Here is a 25,229-nt window from a genome sequence, read left to right on the forward strand (position 1 = left end):
GATCATGACTGCACGTATGGACAAGCGCTTTGCCGATCTGCGCGCTGAAAATCGCCCGGCCCTGATTACCTATTTCATGGGCGGCGACCCGGATTTCCAGACCTCGCTCGGCATCATGAAAGCGCTGCCGGAAGCCGGTGCTGACGTCATCGAACTCGGCATGCCCTTTTCCGACCCGATGGCGGATGGTCCGGCCATTCAGCTGGCCGGCCAGCGCGCGCTGAAGGGCGGACAGACGCTGAAGACCACGCTCGATCTCGCCCGCGAGTTCCGCAGGCAAGACGATGCAACACCCATCGTGCTGATGGGCTATTATAATCCGATCTATATCTATGGCGTCGAAAAGTTTTTGGACGACGCGCTGGCGGCTGGCATCGATGGCCTGATCGTAGTCGATCTTCCGCCGGAAATGGACGATGAACTCTGCATACCGGCGCTCGCGCGCGGCATCAACTTCATCCGTCTCGCGACCCCGACTACGGATGGCAAGCGCCTGCCGACCGTCCTTAAAAATACCTCAGGTTTCGTTTATTACGTTTCGATGAACGGTATCACCGGTTCGGCGCTTCCCGATCCCTCGTTGATCTCGGGCGCTGTCGGTCGTATCAAGGCGCATACGGAACTGCCGGTCTGTGTCGGTTTTGGTGTCAAGACGGCCGATCATGCAAAAGCGATCGGCGCGGTGGCAGATGGCGTTGTGGTCGGTTCGGCCATCGTCAACCAGATTGCTGGCAGCCTGACCAAGGACGGGCAGGCGACCGCCGATACCGTGCCGGCCGTTACGACGCTGGTAAAAGGACTTTCAACGGGCGTGCGTGCGTCGCGCCTTGCCGCTGCGGAATAAGCGCGCGGCCCAGTCAGGAGTAGACAGTTGAACTGGATCACTAATTACGTTCGGCCGCGGATCAATTCCATGCTTGGCCGCCGCCCGGAGGTTCCGGAGAACCTGTGGATCAAGTGCCCGGAAACGGGCGAAATGGTCTTCCACAAGGACCTGGAAGACAACAAGTGGGTCATCCCGGCTTCTGGTTACCATATGAAGATGCCGGCCAAGGCGCGCCTTGCCGATCTTTTTGATGGTGGCGTCTATGAGGCCCTGGTCCAGCCGAAGGTAGCGCAGGACCCTCTGAAGTTCCGCGATTCCAAGAAATACACCGACCGTCTGCGTGACAGCCGCACGAAAACCGAGCAGGAAGACACGATCCTTGCCGGTGTCGGCCACTTGAAAGGCCTGAAGATCGTTGCCGTCGTGCATGAATTCCAGTTCATGGGCGGTTCGCTCGGCATTGCCGCCGGCGAAGCCATCGTCAAGGCCTTTGAGCGTGCGATTTCCGAGCGTTGCCCGCTCGTCATGTTCCCGGCCTCCGGCGGCGCGCGCATGCAGGAAGGCATTCTTTCGCTGATGCAGCTGCCGCGCACCACGGTTGCGGTAAACATGCTGAAAGAGGCAGGCATGCCCTATATCGTGGTTCTGACGAACCCGACGACGGGTGGCGTCACGGCCTCCTACGCTATGTTGGGTGACGTGCATATCGCCGAGCCGGGCGCCGAAATCTGCTTTGCGGGCAAGCGTGTGATCGAGCAGACCATTCGTGAAAAGCTGCCGGAAGGCTTCCAGACCTCGGAATACCTGCTGGAACACGGCATGGTGGATATGGTCGTCGACCGCCGCGAAATCCCGGACACGCTGGCCAATCTGCTCAAGATCATGACCAAAGCGCCTGCTGACAACGCAAACGCCGTCGTACCGCTGGCGGCTTCGGCCTGAGGAAAAAAATATGTCGCCCGGAGGCATAAACTGCCTTCGGGATGATGCTATACGTTGCATGATTTCATTTTTGGTGCGGCGGACAAATGGCAAGCAAAACGCCTGAAAGGCGAACGGAAGACATGACGAAGCCCGCGATCGGTGAGGCCGAAAAGATCATTGAAGAGCTGATGCAGCTCCACCCCAAGGGGTTCGATCTTTCACTCGACAGAATTTCCCGTCTTCTCGAAAAACTCGGCAATCCCCAGAACAGAATGCCGCCGGTGATCCATGTGGCCGGCACCAATGGCAAGGGCTCTGTCAGCGCTTTTTGCCGGGCCTTGCTCGAATCGGCGGGACTTCCTGTCCATGTTCATACAAAGCCGCATCTCGTAAACTGGCATGAACGCTATCGCATAGGCGTCGCCGGCGAGAGAGGCCGCTTCGTTGACGACGCTGTTTTCGCGGACGCGTTGCGTCGCATCGAAGTCGCCAATGAAGGCCAAAAGATCACCGTTTTCGAAATTCTGACGGCAGTGATGTTCCTTCTTTTTTCGGAACATCCAGCCGATGCGGCAATCGTGGAGGTTGGTTTGGGTGGGCGCTTCGATGCAACCAATGTGATCAACAATCCTGCGGTCTCCGTCATCATGCCGATATCGCTCGATCACGAGGCCTATCTCGGTGACCGCGTGGAGCTGATCGCCGCCGAAAAGGCCGGCATCATGAAAAAGGGTTCGCCCGTCGTCATCGGTCATCAGGAATATGATGCGGCGCTCGAAACGCTGGTCGCCACGGCGGAACGGCTCGGTTGCCCGGTATCCGTCTACGGGCAGGATTTTTCCGCCCATGAAGAATTCGGCCGCATGGTCTATCAGGATGAATTCGGTCTGGCCGATGCGCCGCTGCCGCGGCTTCCCGGCCGTCACCAGCTTGCCAATGCCGCCGCCGCGATCCGCGCCGTCAAGGCCGCCGGTTTCGAGGTGACGGAACGGATGATCGAAAAGGCCATGACCACGGTGGAATGGCCCGGCCGTCTGCAGCGTATCCTGTCCGGCAAAATCGCTGAAATGGCCCCTAAGGATGCGGAAATCTGGGTCGATGGCGGTCATAACCCCGGCGCGGGCGAGGTTATCGCCGAGGCGATGGCTGGCTTTGAGGAAAAGATGGCACGCCCGCTCTTCATCATTGCGGGCATGATCAACACCAAGGATCCGGTGGGTTATTTCAAGGCCTTCGCCGATATCGCCGAATATGTCTTCACCGTGCCGATCGGCGGCACGGATGCGGCGATCGACCCCGTGGTACTTGCCCATGCCGCCTTCGATGCCGGTCTTGTTGCGGCACCCACCTCGTCTCTCACGCATGCCTTGGAAGAGCTGACGCGCCGCTTTGATCCCGAAGGACCAGCGCCGCGCATCCTGATCGGCGGCTCGCTTTACCTTGCGGGCAATGCGCTTGCCCTGAACGGCACGGTTCCCCAATAAAAAGCCCGGCATCACTGCCGGGCTTTTTTCATTCCATCGATATTGCTTATGCGGCGCCGGAAATCCAGGCGGAAAGCGCTGTCTTGGGAGCAGCGCCAACCTTGATATCAGCCACTTCGCCGCCCTTGAACATGGCAAGGGTCGGGATCGAGCGCACGCCGAACTGGGCCGCCAGTTCCGGGTTTTCGTCGATGTTGAGCTTTGCGACCTTGACCTTGCCGGCCAGCTCGGACGAAATTTCCTCAAGGCTTGGCGCGATCATCTTGCACGGGCCGCACCATTCGGCCCAGAAATCCACCACGACGGGTTCGGCGGATTCGAGGACTTCGGACTGGAAGTTGGCGGCATCGACTTTTACGGTAGCCATATCTGGCTCTCCTTTCAGCTAATCTTTTCCGCTATCGATGTGATGCGGGCGCGTCGGAATTTCAATGCCCCGGTATCTCACTTTGTCTTTATTGCGGCAAGGGCCTCTCTCATCGCATCGTCTTCGACTGCCACAAAAGTGGCATTTTCCGTATAGATCAGCGCACAGACAAATTTCTTGCCGGGATAGAGCGATGCTAGAATTTCGCGATAGATGGCAAGCTGCGCCGTGTGGGAGAAAGGTATTTCACGCGCTTCGCGCGGCGGCACGCGGTTGGTCTTGTAATCGACCAGAATGACGCGATCACCATCCACGGCCAGCCGGTCGACGCGGCCGGAGACGGCATATTGCTGCCTGCCGATCGTCATCGTGCCCATGATCGACACTTCCGCGCGGCTGTTGGCGGAGAAGGCCGGTTGTACCGCCGGTTCGGACATGACGCGCAGAACCGCTCGTATCAAATGTTCGCGCTCGGCAGCAGGCCAAAAACGAGCCGCACGCTCCGCATAACGGCGCGCAGCCGCTTCCCGCTCCTCCTCGGTAAAATCCGGCAGGGCTTGCAGCATGCGATGCACTAGCCTACCGCGCTGCAGCGCCAGCGACGAGACATCGGTTTTCTCGCCGAAAAGCGGCGAACGCACGGTGAGATCGTCCGCGCCGTCATCAATGATGGTGCCGGCACCGGACGGGCTGAGCGGTCTCGGCAGGGAGGGCAGTGCCGGCAAGGGAGCGAGAAGTCCCGCCGGAAGGGCGTATTCTTCCTGCTGCTGCGTTTCTGGTAGCTTTTGCGGGACAGATGTCGTGCGAGCCTCGGATTTACGCCAGACAAGCCCCTGCCATTCCTCGCCATCCGCCATGAAAAGCTGCGGCTTGCAATGGTCTTCATTGTTGGCAAGCGCCGCCTTGACGATGGCATGCCAGCATTCGGGATTTTCCTTCTGGCCGCGATAACCGCAGACGACGAGATGATCAGCAGCGCGCGTCATCGCCACATAAAGCAGCCGTCGATATTCGTCTTCGGCGGCCGTCTTCAGTCGTTCTTCATCCGAGCGGATGAGATGGTTGGAAAAACCGCTGCCGGGCAGCCACACCGGGAAGGCGTCCTCACCCGCTTCGACGAAGCGCAGTTTCGGCACATGGCTGTGGTTGAAGGCTTTCGAACCGCCATCAACGACAAAAACAACCGGCGCTTCCAGGCCCTTGGAGGCGTGCACGGTCATGATGCGCACTTCGCCGCGATCCTTGTCCTGCTCGCGCTTCACTTCAGGAGAATCGGTTTCCAGAACGGACAAAAAGGCCTGCAGGCCGGGCAGGCCGGTTCTTTCGTGATCCAGCGCAAAGGACAGGAACTCATCCAGAACGTCGCTCGCCTCGTTGCCAAGCCGGCCGAGGAATTTTTTGCGCCCGTCATGCAGGGTCAGGACCGCTGCAAAGAAATCATGCACCGTGGCCGTTTTCGAAAGCACGATGAAGCCTTCCAGCTTGGCGGCAACGGTGGAAAGGTGACTATTCTCTTCCTGCGAAAGGATTTGCAGCCGTTTCCAGACGCTTTCCGTTTCCGATCGCGTGGCGGCAATGTCGAAAACGTCATCTTCCGTCAGGTTGAAGAGCGGGCTTTTCAAAAGTGCGGCGAGTGAAAGGTCATCTTCGGGCAGGACAACGAAATGGCCGAGCGCCAGAAGGTCCTGCACGGCAATGTGGTCGGTCAGGCGAAGACGGTCGGCGCCGGCAACGGGAATGTTCTTGCGCCCTTTCAACTCCCGGGTCAGCGCATTAACGAAGGCATGGCGTTTTCTGACAAGCACCAGAATATCGCCGGGCTCGACGGTACGCTCGACACCTTTTTCGATAATGGTTTCGTTTCCGATCATATCGGCGATGCGCGCGGCGATACGGCGGGCAACGATGGTGGCCGGCGCACTTTCCCGCAGCGCATCGAAGGGGGCAGTCCAATCCTCTTCGTCTTCAGTGGTTTCCGGCGCCACCATGTCCCACACTTCCACAGTGCCCGGATGACCGGCCCGGTTGGATCGGTGTTCCACCGGTTCGTTATCGGCGCTGAGACCGCTGGCGTTATTCGGGTCTGAAAACACCTGGTCGACAGCGGCCAGCACATCCTGCGTGGACCGGAAGGATAGCGGCAGGCGGATGCGGTGAAAGGCCTGCTCGACGGAATCGACGCGCCTTTTGGTCTCTTCGCGCTCCTGCGAAAACCGTTCCGGCCGCGCACCCTGGAATGAATAGATCGACTGTTTTTCATCGCCCACGGCAAACAGCGTGCGCCGTCCCAAGCGAGCGCTCTCACCCGTGAAGAAATCCGCCGCCAGCGACTGGATGATCGACCATTGCACCGGGCTCGTATCTTGCGCCTCGTCGACCAGAATATGGTCGATGCCCTGATCCAGTTTGTAATGCACCCAGGCGCCCGCCGTATCGCGGTTGAGGAGGTTGGCGGCGCGCTCGATCAGATCTTCGAAATCGAGCTGGCTTCGCTGCTTCTTCAGGTCTTCGAAATCGCCGATCAGCCTTTCGGCCAGAACAAGGGCGCATTTTGTCGCCGCCAGCATCCGCACCAGACGATAACGATTGCGGCAGGAAACAACATGGTCACGCGCCAGCGTCAGCGCATCGAGAAGCTCGGGGGCGGATTTCTGCATGCCCTTGTTGATGACATAGGCATCCGATTTCTTTTCCCCCTTGGCTGTCAGCAGCGCCGCTTCGATGAATTCCATCCGCTGGACGGGGTCCGGTTGGCGTTTTACTTCCCTGAGCGCATAAGCGACATCGATGACGCGTGTTCCGCCCACCTCGTCGGCAAGGGCCAGATAGGTATCGAGCGCGAGGCCGGAGAGGCCGGGCAGAGGCCAGAAGGCGGCTGCCGCGGTTTCTTCGGTTTCCCCATGGCCGATCTGCATCGCCTGCCGCAACCGGGCATCGATGCCGCCTGACTGTTTGGCGTCCAGAAGAAAGGCGCGAAGGGCGCTGCGGTTGGCGATGATGGCGGAGAGCAGTGATTCCAGCCCGCTTTCGTCGGCGAGATCAAGCACATAGGCAAGTGACTGCGCCAGTTCCGCATCGCTTTCTGTCGAAACCGCCGTCAGAAGCGTACGACGCGCCTCGGCCAGCAGCGTGGTCGCGGCGCGGTCATCGAGAACGGAGAAATGGCCGGCGACATTGGCTTCCAGCGGAAACTGGTGCAGCAACGCCTCGCAGAAGGCGTGGATGGTCTGGATTTTCAGCCCGCCCGGTGTTTCCAGCGCCTTGGCAAACAGCCTGCGCGCTTCGGCAAGCTTGATGCGATCCGGCGCCTTGCCTTCGATGGTGGCGATACGGTCCTTAAGATCGGAATCCGGCAAAGTAGCCCATTCCGCCAGACGGTCGAAAACACGGCTCGACATTTCCGACGCCGCGGCCTTGGTATAAGTGAGGCACAAAATCGCCGAGGGCCGGCAGCCGGCCAGAAGCAGGCGAATGACGCGCTGGGTCAGGACATGGGTCTTGCCTGAGCCGGCATTGGCCGACACCCATGCGGAACTGGCGGGATCGGAGGCAAGCCGCTGCCGGGCGCTGGTCCAGTCGATCCAGCTTTCAGGCGTGTCGGCGGCGGGGCCGGCGTCGAAGGGATCAATCGTCATCGCCGTCTCCCGGTTCTGCCGTCGACCATTCCGAAACGCGGGCGAGGTGGTCATATTCCCCGCCATAGGATTGCTGCTCCTCAGGCACCAGCCGTGAGGCAAAACCATTCTCGCCTTCGCGCAGAGAATGAACGAATTTGGTGAGCTGTTCGATCGATTCCGTGGCGAGCTCAATCGCCGATTTCGGCGGTCTTTTGCTGCTTCGGCTGGAATGTTCGTTATTGACCTGATCGGCAAAGAAGCGCTCGCCCGGCCGCAGGCGAACATAGATGAGATTGTCAGGCGTGGGCGAACCGGCTTCGCGGAAGGCGCCGCGCATCAGCGCTGCGGCTTCCAGCGCAAGCTGTGGATCAAGCAGCGCGCGCGCCTGATTGACGGAAGGCGCAAGCCCCGTCTTGTAATCGATAATATCCGCGTGGCCGTTCGTCTTGATGTCGATGCGGTCGGCGATCCCGGTCAGCCTTATGCCCGCCTCGGCGATTTCCTGCCCGGCGCGTGCCTCGAAAAAGCTGTGGCGGATGGACGGATGCCTTTCCTTCTCCCAGTCGATGAAGGCGCGGGCCACCGCCGCAAAACGCGGCCGCCAGATGACATCCACATGGGGAGGCAGGTTTTCCGCGTCGAAACACTCATCGAGAATGCGTTGCATGGCCGCGAGCGAGGCTGGCGTGCCGGGAATATGCGCCTCGCGGGAATAACGCTCGATGATCGCGTGATAGAGCGTGCCGCGATCGGCGGCGTTCGGATCGCGGTTGAAGGGGGCAAGCGGGTCCAGTTTCAGGATGCGTCGCGCATAGATCGAATAGGGGTCGCGGCGCAGGCGGCCCACTTCGCTGAAGGAATAGCGCGTTGGCTGCAACTCGGCCGGCGGCTTCGGGGCAGGGCGCTTTGCCGCTTCCTGATCGATACTTTCATCCATCAATCCTGCCCAATGGCGATAGGTCTCGCCGCGCTTCTTCAGGCTTTCGGCAAATTTCTCGCCGCCCAGCGCCAGAAGACGCTGCAGCCAGCGTGAGGCGACGGCGGGTGTCGAGCCCTGCCTCAGCGCGCGGGTGTAAAAAATCTGCCGGGTGCCATTTGCCATCTCGAAATCATGCGCCAACTGGCCGATACGCCGTTCCGGCGGCTCCAGCCCGATCGCGGTCTTCATGGTGCGGGACAGAAACGGATTATTCGCTGTCTGGCCGGGCCACAGCCCTTCATTGAGGCCGCCGATGACGACGGTGTCGACACTTTGCAGCCGTGCCTCGAGTGCGCCGAAGATGAAAATGCGCGGGTGACGCATCGATCGTGGCTTGATCGATTCACCGGCCACCAGTGCCGCAAAAATATCGATCCATTGCGGTCCGTCCGCGTCGAGGATCTCGCCGCTTTCCATCAATTCGCCGAACAGCTCGGAAAGCTTGTCTCCCGCTTCACCGGACCAGAGTGCGGCAAGATCGTTGTTTTCATCCGCACAGATGGCTTCGATCACGCGGCCCGTCCGCTCCGCCCAGACGGACAGTGGCAATTTATCGGTGAAGGCGCGGCCGGATCGATCTCTGCGGATAAAGGCGGAGCCGAGCGGCTCGGTCGCAACGGCGATCCGCCGCGCCAGATCGCGCCCGGCCTCCGCGCTTGCCTGCGGCAGGGCCAGCCGCCAGGCGGGCGGGTGCCGGTCATCGCGCTGCACCACAAGCTGTGCATCCAGAACTGCTTCCAGATTGCCGATTTCGGTTTCCACACGGCCGCCGCGCAGCGCAATCAGCTCCAGCGCTTTCGAGGCTTTCGCGAAAGCTTCATCGGAAAGCCCGAAACGGCTGAGCGGATGTTTCAGGAGGGAAATAATTGGCACGGGGTCTCCGGGCCTGAGGATGGCCTCCAGCGCCAGTTGCGTCAGCCCGGCTTGCGGGGTGGCGGAAAGCGGCGTACCGGCCGAGTCGTCGGCTTCGATGCCGAAGCGCTGTAACTCCGTCGCCACGCGTCGCGCCAGTCCGCGGTCCGGTGTAATCAATGCTGCCTGCGATGGACGGCCAGCACCCGGTGCTTCAAGGGCCAGCCGCAAAGCCACTGCGATGGCCGTTGCCTCCTCGCGCTCATTGGCGGCTTCAATAAGCGTGGCGGTTGCGAAAGCATCGTCGAAAAAGCCGGGTTGCCTGTCTTCGCGCCAGCGATTCCAGTCGCTGGTGGATTTGGCCGGTGCGAGTGCGGCCGAAAACACCGCTGCGCGCTTTTCCAGATCGCCGTCAATGGCGCCAATCTGATCCACGTCATCGCGCAGGATGCCGAGCTTCTGCAACAGCATATAAAGCCCGTATTGCGAATGGGTGCGGCTCGAAGGATCGGTGGGGTCCTCGGCAATCGCCTGCCATTGTTCCTCCGGCATGGCGAGATCGAGGCCAGGAAGCACAACGGTGCCTTGCGGCAGGGCGGCAACGGCGGCGATGAGATCGGCTGCCGCAGGAATGGAGCCCGTCGACCCTGCGACGATGATGGGTCCCGTATCCGGCAAATTGGCAAGCCGGTTAGCTTCCGCCCGCAGGATGGCGTTGCGATGCCGGCCGGCGGAGGAACGGTTGAGTTCGGCAAGCCGCGCCGGCCAGAAGACGCTGGCGATCCGCAGGAAGTCCGCAGTCAGCTGCCACCATTGAGCGTGATCGCCAGTATCAAGATGCTGAAGCGCTTCCCAGTCCTTTTCTTCGGTATCCATCGCATCGATCACCTCGCCAAGCGCACGCGCCAGCCATATAGCATCGGCGGGGCTGGCGGGGGCGACAAGCGGCGAATCGGAATGGATGGCCCGGATGGCGTCCGGCAGGCTGTTGCGCCAGGCGAGAATGAGACGCGCCAGTTCGATGAGCCGGCCGGTGCCGGAAATCGGTGGCGCCAGATCCATGATCTCAGGGTTTTCGATCTCGAAGAAGCCGCTATCGTCATCCGTCTCACCCAGAGGCCGGATCAGCGGCAGAATGGCGGATCGGCCGCCTAGAAGATCGACGAATTCGGAGCGCAGCACGCGGGCGGAGCGCCGCGTCGGCACATAGATCGTCACCTTGGCAAGCGATAGCGGATCGGCCGGGTCGTATTTATAGCCTGATGTCAGCGTCCCATCACACAGCGTTTCCGCGAGCGTCCTGAGGAACGGTGTTCCCGCGGCGATCGTCAGGACGCGCTTTGCGTGGTGAGTAAGGGTCATGCAGAGCGTTTTTCCCTGAATTGCCGGATAATGCTTTCGGCGTCTTCTATTGCGTCGGGCGTGCCGACCGTAATCCAGTGGCCATCCAGAGAAAGCCCGAAAAGCCGGTCTTTTCCGATGGCGCGATCGAAATAGATATTGAGGTTGAAGGCATCCACCGGCGCATCGTCCAGCAGTCGCGAATCCATGGCGATGGCGCCCGCATAAACTACCGGGGTTGGGTCGCCATCGCGATACCGCGCCAGTTTTCCGTCATCCGCCAGGTTGAAATCCCTCTTCCCATTGTGTCCGGTGGTGCGATCCATGTCGACGCAGAGCAGCGCCATATCCATGCGGGTGGGATCGAAGAATTGCGCAAGCTTGCGCAGGTTGCTAACCGCATTCAACTGTTCGCCGATCCAGAAAAGATCGGCATTCATGACGAAGACCGGGCCGGGTTCCAGAAGCTTCAGGCCCTTGGCAAGTCCGCCACCGGAATTCATCAGCTGCGACTGCTCGTCGGAAATCAGGATTTCGGCGTCGGTGCGGTTTTCGAGATGAGCAATCATCTGTTCGGCGTGGTGATGCACATTGACGACGATTGTCTCGGCACCGGCTTCGACAAGGGAATCGAGCGCGTAGTCGATCATCGGCTTGCCGGCGATTTTCACGAGCGGCTTCGGGATCGTATCCGTGATCGGGCGCATCCGCGTGCCAAGCCCGGCGGCCAGCACCATCGCGTTTTTGATCGTCATCGTGGTCAACCGTCTTTCAGTCGTTAAATTCGATGCCCATGCGCAGGCACCAGTCTCTGAGCGGTGCGAGTTCCGGATGCGAAAGCGCTGCACTGAGATAGCGGAACGTCCTCGGCATATGTTTCATATAACCGGGTTTTCGATCCCGTTCCAACAGCCTCACCCAGATACCGGCAAGCTTGCAGTTGCGTTGCGCCGACATGATGGCGAAAGCCTTGAGGAAAGCGGCCTCATCGAAAGACGTGTTTCTTCTGTTCTCGAGATAGTGCGAAAGCAGGCGCGCTTGCAGTTCGGGGGAGATGGTAACGCGGGCATCCTGCACGATGGAAGCGACATCATAGGCGGTCGGGCCGATCATCGCATCCTGAAAATCGATCAGGCCGACTTGCCGTATGCCGCTGTTTTGCGGCTGCCATATAAGGTTGGGTGAATGGAAATCGCGCAGCACAAGTCCCGTCTCACAGTCGGCGAGCTGGTCGATCAGCCTGTCCCATAGAGCGTAATAGTCGCTCTTTTCGCTATCGGTGAGGGGCTTGCCGCGTTTATGCGGCAGATACCATTCCGCCAGCAGCGAAACCTCGATCTTCATCGCCTGCCGGTCGAAGGGGAGAACCTCATAGGCGCTGCCGTCACCCACTGGCAGCAGGTCGGGCCGCGAGGTCTGGTGAAGCGCCGCGAGACAGGCGACGCTTTGCAGATAGCGGTCCTCTATCGGCATCCCGTCAGGCGCCAGCACGCCCTCCCGCCCGAGGTTTTCCAGCAGGAGAATGCCCTGATCGGTATCCGCCGCCAGAATCTCCGGCGCGCAAAAGCCGCTATTTCTCAGATAATTGCCAATAGCCACGAAGGAACGCGCATCCTGGGCAAGATGGGCGATTTCCGCATAGGTCTTGCCTTCAGCGACGATCGCCCCTCGCATGGGGCGCCGCCAGTCCATCAGGATAAGATCCGGCCCACCAGTTGAAACGGTCTCATAGGCGCGTGTGGAAGCATCGCCGCTTAGAAAGCGCCGGGCCGCATCGCCCCTGCCATTTTTCGCGAGAAATGCGCGGATGGCGAAAACCCGCTCAAGCCGTGCTTTCAGTTTTGCCGGAGCCTCGATGGCGGCGAGCCGCCCTTCGCCGGAATGTGTCAACGTAAGGGTTACGGTCTGTTCCGGCGGCAGAATATCAGTGGCGATATCCGGCCACTCGATCAGGCAGATGCCGTCCTCCAGCATCTCATCAATGCCGAGTTCGTCCAGCTCGGAAACATCCGAAAGCCGGTAAAGATCAAGATGGGCGACCGGAATGCGGGCGTCATAAGTCTGGATGATCGTGAAGGTGGGGCTCGGCACTTCGAGATCAGGCTCATCCGCCACTGCGCGGATGAAGGCTCGGGCGAGCGTGGATTTGCCGGTGCCGAGATCGCCGATGAGTGCGAGACAATCGCCGGGTTTCAAGGCCAGTGCGAGGTCTTCACCGAGCCTGATGGTGTCCTTTTCTCCCTCAAGGGGAATGGTGATCGGCAAGATGTCTTCGCTCATTCTGCGGCGATGGAATGCGGCCGTGTGCCGGAAGGAATGCGGCACGTGACGATGGTGCCGTTGCCGGGTCGGCTGTCGATGCTGACAGTGCCATGGTGCAGGCTGACGAAGCTTTCCACGATGGAAAGGCCAAGCCCTGCACCGGTTCGCCGCCCGCCATTGCCGCGCGTCGCGAAGCGGTCGAACACGCTCTTCAGCATGTCTTCAGGAATACCCGGACCCTTGTCCGCCACCGAGAACACGAAGTCACCTTCGCTGCGCTGGCAGGAGAGCTGAACCGAAGACCCTTCCGGGGCGAAATTGATCGCGTTGGTCAGCAGCTTGATGAGAATCTGCTTCAGCCGCTGGTGATCGGCCACGAGACTGCCGAGATGGGCCGGTGCAACGATCTCGAGCGAAATGCCGCTTTCCTGCAGCCGGTCGGCGATCTGCACCGAAACGTCTTCAAGCAATTCGTTCAGATCATTATCCGAATAATTGAGCTGCATGATGCCGGCATCCACGGTCGCGAGATCGAGAATATCGTTGACGATGGTCAGGAGAACCGAGGAGGAGGTGGAAATATGGTCGAGATATTCCGCCTGCCGGTCCGTCAACTGGCCGATGCCGGGTGTCTTCAGGAGGTCGGTGAAACCGATGATATTCGTCAGCGGCGAGCGCAGCTCGTAGGAAACATGCTGCACGAAATCGTTCTTCAGCTCGTCGGCCTTCAAAAGCGCGTCGTTCTTTTCCTTGAGCGCCCGCTCGGCCCGCACGCTGTCGGTCATGTTGACGAAGGTCAGCATGGTCTGTGAATCGGGCAGCGGAATGATGGCATAGTCGAGCACAAGGCCGGAAAGCAGTTCCAGCGTTCCCTGTCGCGAGGGCCGCTCATCATCGAAGCTGGTAATGAACTGGCTGAAGGCGCGCCAGCCGTCCGGCCTGTCATAAGATTGTGTGCAGGCGGTTTCGATGGCGCGGATATGGGTGCCAGTCTCAGCCTGTTCCGCGGTCACGCCCCAGAGCGCCCGGAATGCCGGGTTGGAGAGGCGAATGCGCCCATCCGCACCGAACACGGCGACACCTTCGGCCAGATGGTCGATGGTTTCGCCCTGCACCTTCACCAGCGTGTTGTAGCGCATCTGCAGGTCGACCTGCTCGGTCAGGTTCTCGAAAACCCAGGTCGCGCCGCCCTGCGGATGGGCGGTTGCAATAACCCGCAGGGTCTGGCCGTTCGGCAGGTGCCAGAGATCGGTCTTGGTATCCAGCGAACGGTAGACGGAAAGCGCCGCCTCTTTCCAGTTCTTCCAGTTCAGCTGCTCCGGCAATTTGCCGGCGGTGCGCAGCCTGTCCAGAAGCTCGGAATTATCAGGGCTGGATTCGAGGAAAACGAGGTCGAAACCCCAGAGAGCCGCGAAAGCCTGATTGTAGAATTGCAGCCGCTGCCGGCCGTCGAAAATGGCGACGGGTGTTGCCAGATGATCGAGCGTTTCAGCGTGACTTTTCAGAACCCGCTTGAGTTCCTCGCTGATGGTTTCGGCTTCCGTTGCGTCGATAGCGATGCCAGCCGAACCGCCGGCTGTCTTGATATCCACGACGTCAAAGAAGGTGCGGTTTCCGGAAACAACCGTCGAAATACGGTCGTGATAGGGTGATTCCGGTGTCGCGGCCGCGCGTATCTTCTGCCGGGTAACCGTGTTCAGCAGCTCGCGTTTTTCATGAACGGCCTGGTCGGCGTCGCGTGCATCCACAGCATGCGCATAAGCGTGGTTGACCCAGGTAAGTTCGCCTTCGCCATTGCGCCGCCAGACGGGTTGTTCGATGGAATCCAGAAGCTCCTGAAATGTGGAGACCGAAGCGATCAGGCGCTCGCGCTCCACCTGCAATTCAGCGAGTTCCGCGCGCAGATTGTTGAGCGCGATGAAACGGGCAAAGGCATTGCCGCCGGAAACCCGGCCTTGAACTTCAATGACTTCGCCGCGCTGTGTTTCAATGGTTAGATCGAAACTCTGCGCATGGCTGCGGAGTTTTTCGATGGATTTTTCAAGCTGGCTTGCGGATGCCGGTTTCAGCCAGCGGCCAAAGGCCAGAAAATCGTGATCCGCCTGCGGCACACCGGTTTCTGCCGGCAGCTGTCCCAGAAATTCGGGGCGCTTATCCGCGCCGTCCCAGATGACGATGCGGCGGCTCTTGTCGGAAATCAGCGCCTCGTATTTCGCGATCTTGTGGTGGGACTGGGCAAGCGCCTGACGGTATTCGCTGCTCTCCGCCTCGATATTGCCGCGCTGCCGCACCAGCCAGACAACGGAAAACAGCGTTGCCGAAAGCATGCCGACGAAAAGCGAATAGGTGATTGTTTCTCCGGATGAAAATAGCCGCGCGCCGGTCTTTGCCACAAGCCCGTCCTGCGCCAGCGCCATGCTTGCCGAGCCGGCCAGAACCGTGCCCGACATCAGGACAGGAAGCCTCGCAACGCCTGTCCGAACCGCACTGAATACCAGCCGGCAACGCGCAAGAGCCGCGCTCAATGCCACGCCAGCATGCGTGTTTTCAACGCGTTGAACTGTCTGCTCGCGCAGATCCGAATTGTGAACCGTCATCCCCGGTCTGTCTCCGTCCTATGTGCCGCATCTTCGACAAGACATCCCATTTCGTCCCCGCCGCCCTTTGGCGTGTCCGAATCAAGTCTGATGACAATACCGCCTTCATAAATCTGCGGAAAGGGAGCGCGCAAAAAAGATGCCGCGCACTTTGTCAAGTGCGCGGCATCTAGATGTTGTGTAATTTCAGTGGATATTAACTATGATATTAATATCTGTAGTGTTCAGCCTTGAACGGACCTTCCTTCGAGATGCCGATATAATCAGCCTGAAGGTCGGAAAGTTCGGTCAGGCGCACGCCAAGCTTCTCGAGATGAAGGCGTGCGACCTTCTCGTCGAGGTGTTTCGGCAGCACGTAAACCTCGTTCTTGTATTCGCCCTGCTTGGTGAAGAGCTCGATCTGGCCCAGCACCTGGTTGGTGAAGGACGCCGACATGACGAAGGACGGGTGACCGGTGGCGTTGCCGAGGTTCAGCAGGCGGCCTTCGGACAGCAGGATGATGCGGTTGCCCTTCGGGAACTCGATCATGTCGACCTGTGGCTTGATGTTTGTCCACTTGAGGTTACGCAGCGAAGCAACCTGAATTTCATTGTCGAAATGGCCGATATTGCCGACGATGGCCATGTCCTTCATCTCGCGCATGTGCTCGATGCGGATAACGTCCTTGTTGCCGGTGGTGGTGATGAAGATGTCAGCGGAAGACACAACGTCTTCCAGGCGAACGACCTCGAAACCGTCCATGGCGGCCTGAAGCGCGCAGATCGGGTCGATTTCGGTGACCTTCACGCGGGCGCCGGCGCCCTGCAGCGAAGCGGCAGAACCCTTGCCCACATCGCCGTAACCGCAGACCACGGCAACCTTGCCGGCCATCATCACGTCGGTTGCGCGGCGAATGCCGTCGACGAGCGATTCCTTGCAGCCATACTTGTTGTCGAACTTCGACTTGGTGACGCTGTCGTTGACGTTGATGGCCGGGAAGGGCAGCAGGCCCTTCTTGCTGAGATCGTAAAGACGGTGAACGCCGGTCGTCGTTTCTTCCGTGACACCCTTCAGCGCGTCGCGCTGTTTGGTGAACCAGCCGGGGGAAGCCTTGAGGCGCTTGTTGATCTGCGCGAAGAGGATTTCCTCTTCTTCCGAACCGGGATTGGACAGAACGTCCTCGCCGGCTTCAGCACGTGCGCCGAGCAGGATATACATGGTGGCGTCGCCGCCATCGTCAAGGATCATGTTGGAGAGGCCGCCATCGGCCCACTGGAAGATCCTGTCGGTATATTCCCAATATTCTGTCAGGCTTTCACCCTTGACCGCGAAGACCGGAATGCCGGCCGCCGCAATTGCCGCCGCCGCATGATCCTGCGTCGAGAAAATGTTGCAGGAGGCCCAGCGAACATCCGCGCCCAGTTCCTTCAGCGTCTCGATGAGAACGCCGGTCTGGATCGTCATGTGAAGAGAACCGGTGATACGAGCGCCCTTCAGGGGCTTGCTTTCGCCGAATTCCGCGCGGCAGGACATCAGGCCCGGCATTTCGGTTTCGGCAATGTCCAGCTCCTTGCGGCCGAACGCGGCAAGGTTGATATCGGCGACGATGTAGTCCTTCTCAAGGCTCATAAGGTTCTCCAGACCAGAAACGCCGCACCTGACGGCCCGGCTCTTAAACGTAGCAGCGGTTTAGCAGGCCACGAACGATCTGGCAATAATGATATAAAGAAGTCTTTATGTCTTTATATGGTGCCGGCTCAGGCTTCTTCGCCGAAGCGGTCGGCGACCAGCGCCTCGAGCGCTTCGATCGCTTCTTTCGCCTGATTGCCGCTCGCCTCGACATAGACGCTGCATCCGGGGCTTGCGGCCAGCATCATAAGACCCATGATCGAGGTGCCGCCAACGGTCATGCCGTCTTTGGAAACCGTGATCGTCGCGTCGAAACCTTCGACCATCTGCACGAATTTGGCGGATGCCCGGGCGTGAAGACCGCGTTTATTGATGATCGGTAGTTCCCGGGTAAATGGCGACATGGGCTGACTTCTTATTTACCGCTCAAAACGCGGCTGGCGACGTTGATATATTTGCGGCCGGCATCGGATGCATCCTGAAGGGCCTTGTCCATGTTATCTTCGCTGCGAACGCCGGCAAGCTTGATCAGCATGGGAAGATTAACCCCGGCGATGACTTCGACGTTGCCGTTGTTCATGACGGAAATCGCGAGATTGGAGGGCGTGCCGCCGAACATGTCCGTCAGGATGATGACGCCATTGCCATCATTGGCACGCGCAACGGCGTCGATGATGTCCTGCCGGCGCTGATCCATGTCGTCTTCGGGACCGATACAGACCGTCTCGATCAATTTCTGGGGACCGACGACATGCTCCAACGCATGGCGAAACTCCTCAGCCAGCTTGCCATGGGTGACAAGCACTAGTCCGATCATGAAATGCTCCCTTGCACACGCACTCTCATTGCCGACTATCGCAACGCGGCAATCCTGTCCATCGGTGGGATTTCATCTTGATGAGGAAAATGCGAATCGCAAGCCTAAAATCGCCTGAATCACGGTCACTTCACATTCGTTTTAAAAAGATTCTGAGCAAGTGCAGCAAATTTTCCATAGGGCGTAAGACTGGAAAGCGGAATACGTAAGAGCGGAAGATGCCCGCCGCAGGGTAGCAACAACACCTCGTCATCTTCTGGAAGTCTTGGATTTTCAGGTGAAAGAACTGTCGTGACGGCAAAATGTAGTGGCGCGCGCGCAATGCTTTTCAACGAAACAATGCCGCTGCCGCGCAATTCCAGCAGGCCGGCGATTGTTTCCGGCCGCTCGGCGATGATGGTTTCGCCGTCGCGATACACGAAAATCTGATCGTCCGCGATCAGTGCGGCCGGCAATCCGCAGCGTTCAGCCTCCGTCAGGAAGCTGAAGGCAAGCTCGCTTTTGCCGCTGCCCGATGGTCCGGCAAAGAGGATACCGGTGTTTTGAACGACGATGGCAGTGGCGTGAAGGTTGAAGCGTTCAGCGTTCATGGGTTTCAGCTGCCGGCAGCGACAGGGTGAAGCGCGCGCCGGAAATCACGCCATATTTGTCAACGACATTTTCCGCCCTGAGGCTACCGCCATGGGCTTCGGCGATCTGCCGGCTGATGGAAAGGCCAAGGCCCGAATTCTGGCCGAACCCTTCGCTCGCCGGCCGGTCGGTGTAAAAGCGCTCGAAGATCCGGTCGATATCTTCCGCCTGAATGCCGGGGCCGTTGTCCTCCACCTGCACGATGCAGCGATCCTTGTGACGGGAAAGGCGCACGGTGATGCGGCCACTGTCCTCGGCAACGAAAGAGCGTGCATTCTCGATGAGGTTGGTAACGATCTGGCCAATGCGGAGATCGTGGCCGTTCACCACGAACGAGGTCTTTGCGCCCGCTTTTCGGTCGACAGAATAGTCGATCGTCACGCTTTTCTTTTTGCTGCTTATCTGGCGGGATATGTCCACCAGACCCTTCATCAGCACATCGAGATCAAGCGGCGAGGCGTCGGCACGCGCCAACTCGGCATCGAGCCGTGACGCATCCGAAATATCGCTGATCAGGCGGTCGAGACGGCGGACATCATGGAAGATGATCTCGGTCAGGCGCTGCTTGGACTCTTCGGTCTTGGCGCGCGGCAGGGTTTCCACGGCGCTGCGCAGCGAGGTCAGCGGGTTTTTGAGTTCATGGCTGACATCGGCGGCGAAACTTTCGATGGCATCGATACGGTCGTAAAGCGCCGTCGTCATTTCACGCAGCGCAATCGAAAGATTGCCGATCTCATCCTGGCGCGCCGAGAAATCCGGTATTTCCTCACGCGTCCTTGCCCCGCGGCGCACGCGGATCGCGGCGGCCGAAAGGCGCCGCAGCGGCGTGGCGATGGTGGAGGACAGGAGCAGTGACAGCACGATATTGACCAGGGTGGCGATGCCGAAGACGCGCATGATCGCAAGGCGCTCCGCATGCACGATCTTGTCGATATCGCCCGCCTGCGTCGACAGAAGCAGAACGCCGAGCACGGCCCGGAAGCGCTGTACCGGCACAGCCACAGAAACGATCAGTTCGCCCTTTTCGGTGACGCGCACGACAGCGCCGCGAACACCCGTCAGCGCATTCATCACTTCCGGATAGATCGAGCCGTCGCCACCCGGCGCTTCCTTATATTGCGGCAGGCTGCTGGGCTGCAGCATGCGGTTGAACATGCTGGTGAACCAGTCGCCCCAGGTCTGCGTCTCCGGCGTCACTGGCGGCAGATCGAAGCGCAGAACCTGACCGCGCGAATAAAGATGGCGGGAATCGAGCAGCAGGTTGGCGTCGGCATCGAACAGCCGTGCGCGGGTACGCGTCGGCGAAATCAGCCGCCGCAGCACCGGCGCCACCCGCTCCGGATTGATCGGGAAACTCAGGTCCTCGTCATTGGGGGCGGGGGTAATGCTCTGCCCCGCCTGCAATTCGAGCAGCTTTTCCGGATTGATGGTGATCGAATTGGTATCGACGGAGGCGGAAGCCGAGACCGCACCGGCAATGATTTCGCCCTGCGTCAACAGGCTTTCCACCCGTGCGTCGATCAGCCCTTCGCGGAACTGGTTGAGATAAAGAATGCCGCCGACCAGAACCACCGTCGCCGCAACGTTGAAGAAAAGAATGCGGCGCGTGAGGCTGGAAAACACCGCATTGCCGAAAATGCGCCGGATGATCGTCAGTGGATGGATACGATGGCGGCGTTCGCTGCCGCGTTCTTCGGCATCGTCGCTGTCCGAGACGGTTTCCGGCGTTTTCTTCAACACGTATTCAAGTCCTCACCACCACTCTTCGGGTGGTCTCTTCCGATTTGCGCGCCGGTTCAGGCCGCTTCGCGGAAGCGATATCCTACGCCATAAAGCGTTTCAATCATATCGAAGTCGCCATCGACGAGTTTGAACTTTTTGCGAAGACGCTTGATGTGGCTGTCGATGGTGCGGTCATCCACATAGACCTGTTCGTCATAGGCCGCATCCATCAGCGCGTCGCGGCTTTTCACCACGCCGGGCCGCTGCGCCAGCGAATGCAGGATGAGGAATTCGGTGACCGTCAGTGTCACCGGCTCACCCTTCCAGGTGCAGGTGTGGCGTTCCTGGTCCATGGCGAGCTGCCCGCGCTCGAGCGTGCGCGCCTGCTGATCGGCGGTCGGCTTCAGCACGCTGCCGGTTGCGGCGGAAGCCTCGCGGCTGCTGGCGCGGCGCAGGATGGCTTTCACGCGTTCCACCAGAAGGCGTTGCGAGAAGGGCTTGGTGATGAAGTCGTCGGCGCCCATCTTCAGGCCGAACAATTCGTCGATCTCTTCATCCTTGGAGGTGAGAAAGATAACCGGCAGATCCGACTTCTGGCGAAGACGCCGCAAAAGCTCCATGCCGTCCATGCGTGGCATCTTTATATCGAAAATGGCGAGCTGCGGCGGACGGGCGATCAACCCGTCAAGCGCGGAAGCGCCGTCCGTATACGTTTCGACCCGGTAGCCTTCGGCTTCGAGCGCGATCGATACCGAAGTCAGAATATTCCGGTCGTCGTCGACAAGCGCGATCGTCTGCATATAGTTGGTCTCCATCGTCATTTTCTCGTAACTCCCGACATCCACCCAGCCAAGGTTGTGCGCCGCGAGCCACTCTCTTGAGTATAAAGGTGGAACAAATTGTGGCAAAGGAAAACTCGCTGCCAAATCGCCGGGCTGGAGCGAGGGGATTTTGTGGAAAGGCCGCAGTTGGATTTTAATGCGTCTTCAACCGATTTAAAAAGAAATAAAATCTTTTAAATCGATTAATATATTGAAATCACTAAGTTTTTTAAAGTCTGGCTCTTGCGTTTCCAAAAGCCGCCACGTATTTTCCGTGGAAATTTCAACGGCCTTATCGTCATTAACAAGGAACGCGTCATGAACGAGCTTGGGGTTCATAATCCTGCCAATGGAGTTGCGGAACTCGGACTGGGCGAGGCCTCCCGCGTCTTTTATAACCTCAATGAGAGCGAATTATACGAAGAAGCGATCCGCAACGGCGAGGCCGAACTGACCATCGATGGTGCGCTTTGCGCCGTCACCGGCCAGCATACGGGTCGTTCGCCGAAGGACAAATTCGTCGTCCGCGATGCCTCCACCGAGAACACCATCTGGTGGGACAACAACAAGCCGCTGTCGCCGGAAAATTTCGAGTTGCTGCGTCAGGACATGCTGGCCCATGCCGCCGGAAAGACGCTTTACGTGCAGGATCTGATCGGCGGCGCCGATGAAGAAAATGCACTGCCGACACGCGTCGTCACCGAGCTTGCCTGGCATTCGCTGTTCATTCGCAACCTTCTTATCCGACCGAAGCAGGAAAAACTGGCGGGTTTCAAACAGAAGCTCACCATCATCAACCTGCCGAGCTTCAAGGCCGATCCGGACCGTCACGGCGTTCGTTCGGAAACCGTCATCGCCTGCGATCTCACCAATGGTCTTGTCCTCATCGGCGGCACCTCCTATGCCGGTGAAAACAAGAAGTCGGTCTTCACGGTCCTCAATTATCTCCTGCCGGCGAAGGGCGTCATGCCGATGCATTGCTCGGCCAATGTTGGTCCAGAAGGTGATTCCGCCGTGTTCTTCGGCCTGTCCGGCACCGGCAAGACCACGCTGTCGGCCGATCCGTCGCGCACGCTGATCGGCGATGACGAGCATGGCTGGGGCGAGCACGGCATCTTCAACTTCGAAGGCGGCTGCTACGCCAAGGCGATCAAGCTTTCGGCCGAAGCCGAACCGGAAATCTACGCCGCGACCCGCCGTTTCGGCACGGTTCTCGAAAACGTGGTGCTGGACCAAAACCGCGTTCCCGACTTCAACGACAACTCGCTGACGGAAAACACCCGCAGCGCCTATCCGCTGCACTTCATTCCGAATGCATCGGAAACGGGCATTGCCGGCCATCCGAAGACGATCATCATGCTGACGGCGGATGCCTTCGGCGTGTTGCCGCCGATCGCCCGTCTGACGCCGGAACAGGCCATGTACCACTTCCTCTCCGGTTACACCGCAAAGGTTGCAGGCACGGAAAAGGGCGTGACGGAGCCGGAAGCGACGTTCTCAACCTGCTTCGGCGCACCCTTCATGCCACGCCACCCGGCGGAATATGGCAACCTGCTGCGCGAGTTGATCGGCAAGCATGGCGTGGATTGCTGGCTGGTCAATACCGGCTGGACCGGCGGTGCCTACGGCATCGGCAAGCGCATGCCCATCAAGGCGACCCGCGCGCTTCTGACGGCAGCGCTGACCGGCGACCTGAAGAATGCGGAATTCCGCACCGACGCGAATTTCGGTTTCGCAGTGCCGCTGTCGCTTGATGGCGTCGACAGCGCGATCCTCGATCCGCGTTCGACCTGGGCCGATGGCGCAGCCTATGACGCGCAGGCGAAGAAGCTGGTCTCGATGTTCGTCACGAACTTCACCAAGTTCGAAGATCACGTCGATAGCAAGGTTCGCGATGCTGCACCGGGCCTGCTGCTTGCAGCTGAATAAATAGAGCCTCATTCGTGAGGAGGAGGGGACCCGGCCTTGTGCCGGGTTCTTTCATTTTCTCCGCTGTTTTCATTTTTTGCGATCTGTGGCATCACCGGCGCGGAGAAAGATCATGGCCAGCGACCCGCTTTACATCAGCAACCGTATCACCATCGCCGGCTGGGAGCTGACGGAGCAATTCGTGCTGGCCGGCGGGCCGGGCGGCCAGAACGTCAACAAGGTCTCGACGGCGGTTCAGCTGTTTTTCGACATTGCAAATTCGCCCTCCCTGTCGGAGCGGGTGAAGGTGAATGCCCTGCGCCTCGGTGGCAGGCGTGTGTCGAAAGAAGGCGTGCTGATGATCGAGGCGAGCCGGTTTCGCAGCCAGGAGCGCAATCGCGAAGATGCGCGCGAACGGCTGAAGGAGCTGATCCTCGAAGCCGCCGCCCCGCCGCCGCCGGTGCGCAAGGCCACCAAGCCGACCAAGGGCTCGGTCGAGCGCCGCCTGAAGGCGAAGTCTGGCCGCTCCGATATCAAGAAAATGCGCGGCAAGCCCTCGGGCGAATAGGGGCCAAATGTTTCGCGCTTGTCATAGAGCTTCAAATATCGTCTGGTAAGCCTTCCTACACCAAGGAGGGTGCTATGGGTCTGTTCAATTTCATCAAGGAAGCGGGAAAGAAGCTCGGTATCGGCGGCGATGATGCGCCCGATGTCGAAGCGGTCAAGAAGGAACTCGCTTCCCACGATCTCGGCACGGACAAGGTGCAGGTCGAGGTGGTGGACGACAAGGTCGTTCTGAAGGGCGAAGTGGCCGATCAGTCGGTTTTCGAAAAGGCGGTCATCGCGGTCGGCAATACGCTCGGCATTTCCAAGGTCGAGGCGGGTGAGTTGAAAGTGGCCGAAGCGCCCGCGAAGGAGCCGGTGCTCTATACGGTCAAGAAGGGCGACAATCTCTGGAAGATCGCTGAAGCGCAATATGGCAAGGCTAATGGCGCGAAGAACAACATCATCTTCGAAGCGAACAAGCCGATGCTGACCCATCCCGACAAGATTTATCCCGGCCAGGTCCTGCGTATTCCTGACCTTGCGTAGTAGTGGCTCTTAACCGCTGCAATGGAGATGCCGCCTTGTGCGGCATCTTTCACAATTTGCGAAGCGCCACCGTATCGATCAGGTGGTTCTTGCCTTTGCGCAAGATAAGATCGGCGCGCGGGCGTGTCGGCACGATGTTCTGGCGCAGGTTCTTCAGGTTGATGTTCTGCCAGAGGCCTTCGGCAATGCTGAGCGCCGCTTCTTCACTGATCGAGGCATAACGGTTGAAGAACGAATTGGGATCGCGGAAGGCAGTTTTTCTGAGATTCATGAACCGGTTCACATACCAGTTGTGAATGAGATCCTCGTCCGCGTCGATATAGATCGAGAAATCGAAAAAATCGGAAACGATCGGCACAATCCGCCCGCCCGCCGGCAGGTCGCGCGATTGCAGCACATTGATGCCTTCGAAGATCAGAATATCCGGCTGGTCGATGACAGTGAACTCGTTCGGCAGAACGTCATAGGTCAGGTGCGAATAGCGCGGTGCTTTCACATTGGGCTGGCCCGCCTTGATCGCCGACAGGAAACGCAGGAGCGCGCCGATATCGTAGCTTTCGGGAAAGCCCTTGCGCTCCATCAGGTTTTCGCGCCGCAGAACCTCATTCGGATAAAGAAATCCGTCTGTCGTGATGAGATCGACCTTCGGGCTGGAGGGCCAGCGCGCCAGAAGCTCCTTCAGGATACGCGCCGTCGTCGATTTGCCAACCGCCACAGAGCCGGCAATGCCGATGACAAAGGGCGTCTTGTTGACGTCAGCCATATTGAGAAAGCGGTTGCGCTGCTCGAAAAGCAGCTGTGACGCCTCGACATGCGAGGATAAAAGGCGCGACAGCGACAGGTAAATGCGCCGCACTTCGTCCAGATCGATCGGGTCGTCCAGCGAGCGCAAGCGTTTGACCTCATCGGCGGAAAGCGTCAGTGGCGTGTCAGCGCGAAACTTCGACCATTCTTCCGAACTGTAGAAGTGGTATGGCGAATATTCATCCGGCCGGAAATGATCGAGTGTGCTCGGCATGCCTCTCTCCCCGCTGCCTGCCTCGACATTCATGATGTCGGCCTCGCCGCCTTTTCCGCAAGGCCGGTTTGACCGGTCCGGCGCTCCAGCTCGGCAAAAACCTCGTCCAACGGAATGTCGGCAATCTTCAGCACCACCAGCAGATGGTAAAGCAGATCGGCGGCTTCGTTCTTCAGCCCGTCGCGATCTTTCGCGATGGCTGCGATGACGGCTTCCACCGCCTCTTCGCCAAGTTTTTTCGCTGCGCGTTCCTGGCCGGCAGCAACCAGCTTGGCCGTCCAGGATTCGTCAGGAGAGGCAGCGGCACGGGTCGCGACGATGCGTTCCAGATCGGAAAGGGAAAATGCGCTCATGAGAAGTTCC

The 25,229-nt window shown here is 59.4% G+C and carries 20 protein-coding genes; 6 read left to right on the forward strand and 14 right to left on the reverse strand.

Features of this window, described 5'->3' with window-relative positions:
• The first annotated feature begins 4 nt into the window (after positions 1 to 4).
• The 3 genes from trpA to MRBLRC7O_RS12535 all read left to right on the forward strand — a co-directional run bounded on the left by trpA (position 5) and on the right by MRBLRC7O_RS12535 (position 3,234).
• Positions 5 to 844: a tryptophan synthase subunit alpha gene (trpA, locus tag MRBLRC7O_RS12525; protein WP_003505355.1), complete on the forward strand. Its 840-nt coding sequence runs from the start codon at positions 5 to 7 to the stop codon at positions 842 to 844.
• Between the two features lie 27 nt (positions 845 to 871).
• Positions 872 to 1,768, forward strand: coding sequence for an acetyl-CoA carboxylase, carboxyltransferase subunit beta (gene accD, locus MRBLRC7O_RS12530; RefSeq protein WP_003505356.1), 897 nt, complete (start codon positions 872 to 874; stop codon positions 1,766 to 1,768).
• Positions 1,769 to 1,854: 86 nt separating this feature from the next.
• A complete protein-coding gene (locus tag MRBLRC7O_RS12535; RefSeq protein WP_003505358.1) occupies positions 1,855 to 3,234 on the forward strand; it encodes a bifunctional folylpolyglutamate synthase/dihydrofolate synthase in 1,380 nt (459 codons plus the stop codon).
• Between the two features lie 46 nt (positions 3,235 to 3,280).
• On the opposite strand, the gene trxA is transcribed toward MRBLRC7O_RS12535, so the two are convergent.
• The 12 genes from trxA to chvI all read right to left on the reverse strand — a co-directional run bounded on the left by trxA (position 3,281) and on the right by chvI (position 20,827).
• Positions 3,281 to 3,601 (reverse strand): thioredoxin, encoded by a 321-nt coding sequence (gene trxA, locus MRBLRC7O_RS12540; protein WP_003505361.1) that lies wholly within the window; start codon positions 3,599 to 3,601, stop codon positions 3,281 to 3,283.
• Positions 3,602 to 3,678: 77 nt separating this feature from the next.
• Positions 3,679 to 7,236, reverse strand: a complete 3,558-nt coding sequence (addA, locus tag MRBLRC7O_RS12545; protein ID WP_080866503.1) for a double-strand break repair helicase AddA — start codon at positions 7,234 to 7,236, stop codon at positions 3,679 to 3,681.
• Positions 7,226 to 10,411 carry a double-strand break repair protein AddB gene (gene addB, locus MRBLRC7O_RS12550; protein ID WP_003505364.1) on the reverse strand — a complete coding sequence of 1,062 codons (3,186 nt, stop codon included), beginning with the start codon at positions 10,409 to 10,411 and terminating at the stop codon, positions 7,226 to 7,228. Before addB ends, addA begins: the two co-directional genes overlap by 11 nt.
• Positions 10,408 to 11,145 (reverse strand): nucleotidyltransferase family protein, encoded by a 738-nt coding sequence (locus MRBLRC7O_RS12555; protein WP_035212847.1) that lies wholly within the window; start codon positions 11,143 to 11,145, stop codon positions 10,408 to 10,410. Before MRBLRC7O_RS12555 ends, addB begins: the two co-directional genes overlap by 4 nt.
• A gap of 16 nt (positions 11,146 to 11,161) precedes the next feature.
• Positions 11,162 to 12,670, reverse strand: a complete 1,509-nt coding sequence (gene tsaE, locus MRBLRC7O_RS12560) for a tRNA (adenosine(37)-N6)-threonylcarbamoyltransferase complex ATPase subunit type 1 TsaE (protein ID WP_080866504.1) — start codon at positions 12,668 to 12,670, stop codon at positions 11,162 to 11,164.
• Complete coding sequence (locus MRBLRC7O_RS12565; RefSeq protein ID WP_080866505.1) at positions 12,667 to 15,249, reverse strand: sensor histidine kinase; 2,583 nt, start codon at positions 15,247 to 15,249, stop codon at positions 12,667 to 12,669. The genes tsaE and MRBLRC7O_RS12565 overlap by 4 nt, the downstream gene beginning before the upstream one ends.
• A gap of 208 nt (positions 15,250 to 15,457) precedes the next feature.
• Positions 15,458 to 16,858, reverse strand: coding sequence for an adenosylhomocysteinase (gene ahcY / locus MRBLRC7O_RS12570; protein ID WP_003505370.1), 1,401 nt, complete (start codon positions 16,856 to 16,858; stop codon positions 15,458 to 15,460).
• Between the two features lie 128 nt (positions 16,859 to 16,986).
• Positions 16,987 to 17,262, reverse strand: a complete 276-nt coding sequence (locus tag MRBLRC7O_RS12575; RefSeq protein ID WP_003505372.1) for an HPr family phosphocarrier protein — start codon at positions 17,260 to 17,262, stop codon at positions 16,987 to 16,989.
• Positions 17,263 to 17,273: 11 nt separating this feature from the next.
• Complete coding sequence (locus tag MRBLRC7O_RS12580) at positions 17,274 to 17,675, reverse strand: PTS sugar transporter subunit IIA (protein ID WP_003505374.1); 402 nt, start codon at positions 17,673 to 17,675, stop codon at positions 17,274 to 17,276.
• A 125-nt stretch (positions 17,676 to 17,800) separates the two neighbouring features.
• Positions 17,801 to 18,265, reverse strand: coding sequence for an HPr kinase/phosphorylase (locus tag MRBLRC7O_RS12585; protein ID WP_003505375.1), 465 nt, complete (start codon positions 18,263 to 18,265; stop codon positions 17,801 to 17,803).
• Positions 18,255 to 20,045, reverse strand: a complete 1,791-nt coding sequence (gene chvG / locus MRBLRC7O_RS12590; protein WP_060727331.1) for a two-component system sensor histidine kinase ChvG — start codon at positions 20,043 to 20,045, stop codon at positions 18,255 to 18,257. Before chvG ends, MRBLRC7O_RS12585 begins: the two co-directional genes overlap by 11 nt.
• Before the next feature lie 56 nt (positions 20,046 to 20,101).
• Positions 20,102 to 20,827 (reverse strand): two-component system response regulator ChvI, encoded by a 726-nt coding sequence (chvI, locus tag MRBLRC7O_RS12595; RefSeq protein WP_003505377.1) that lies wholly within the window; start codon positions 20,825 to 20,827, stop codon positions 20,102 to 20,104.
• Between the two features lie 339 nt (positions 20,828 to 21,166).
• On the opposite strand from chvI, the gene MRBLRC7O_RS12600 reads away from it, so the two are divergent.
• From MRBLRC7O_RS12600 to lysM, 3 genes are all read left to right on the forward strand, one after another.
• Positions 21,167 to 22,777, forward strand: coding sequence for a phosphoenolpyruvate carboxykinase (locus MRBLRC7O_RS12600; protein ID WP_031233380.1), 1,611 nt, complete (start codon positions 21,167 to 21,169; stop codon positions 22,775 to 22,777).
• A 112-nt stretch (positions 22,778 to 22,889) separates the two neighbouring features.
• A complete protein-coding gene (gene arfB / locus MRBLRC7O_RS12605; protein WP_020808742.1) occupies positions 22,890 to 23,324 on the forward strand; it encodes an alternative ribosome rescue aminoacyl-tRNA hydrolase ArfB in 435 nt (144 codons plus the stop codon).
• A gap of 74 nt (positions 23,325 to 23,398) precedes the next feature.
• Positions 23,399 to 23,848, forward strand: coding sequence for a peptidoglycan-binding protein LysM (gene lysM / locus MRBLRC7O_RS12610; protein ID WP_020808743.1), 450 nt, complete (start codon positions 23,399 to 23,401; stop codon positions 23,846 to 23,848).
• Between the two features lie 49 nt (positions 23,849 to 23,897).
• On the opposite strand, the gene coaA is transcribed toward lysM, so the two are convergent.
• Together coaA and MRBLRC7O_RS12620 are read right to left on the reverse strand one after the other, a co-directional pair.
• On the reverse strand, positions 23,898 to 24,899 hold the full coding sequence (gene coaA, locus MRBLRC7O_RS12615) for a type I pantothenate kinase (RefSeq protein ID WP_020808744.1): 1,002 nt from the start codon (positions 24,897 to 24,899) through the stop codon (positions 23,898 to 23,900).
• Complete coding sequence (locus MRBLRC7O_RS12620) at positions 24,896 to 25,219, reverse strand: phosphoribosyl-ATP diphosphatase (RefSeq protein WP_003505383.1); 324 nt, start codon at positions 25,217 to 25,219, stop codon at positions 24,896 to 24,898. Before MRBLRC7O_RS12620 ends, coaA begins: the two co-directional genes overlap by 4 nt.
• Between the last annotated feature and the right edge of the window lie 10 nt (positions 25,220 to 25,229).

The sequence above is a fragment of the Agrobacterium radiobacter genome, assembly GCF_040801995.1.
GTDB classification, from domain to species: domain Bacteria; phylum Pseudomonadota; class Alphaproteobacteria; order Rhizobiales; family Rhizobiaceae; genus Agrobacterium; species Agrobacterium radiobacter.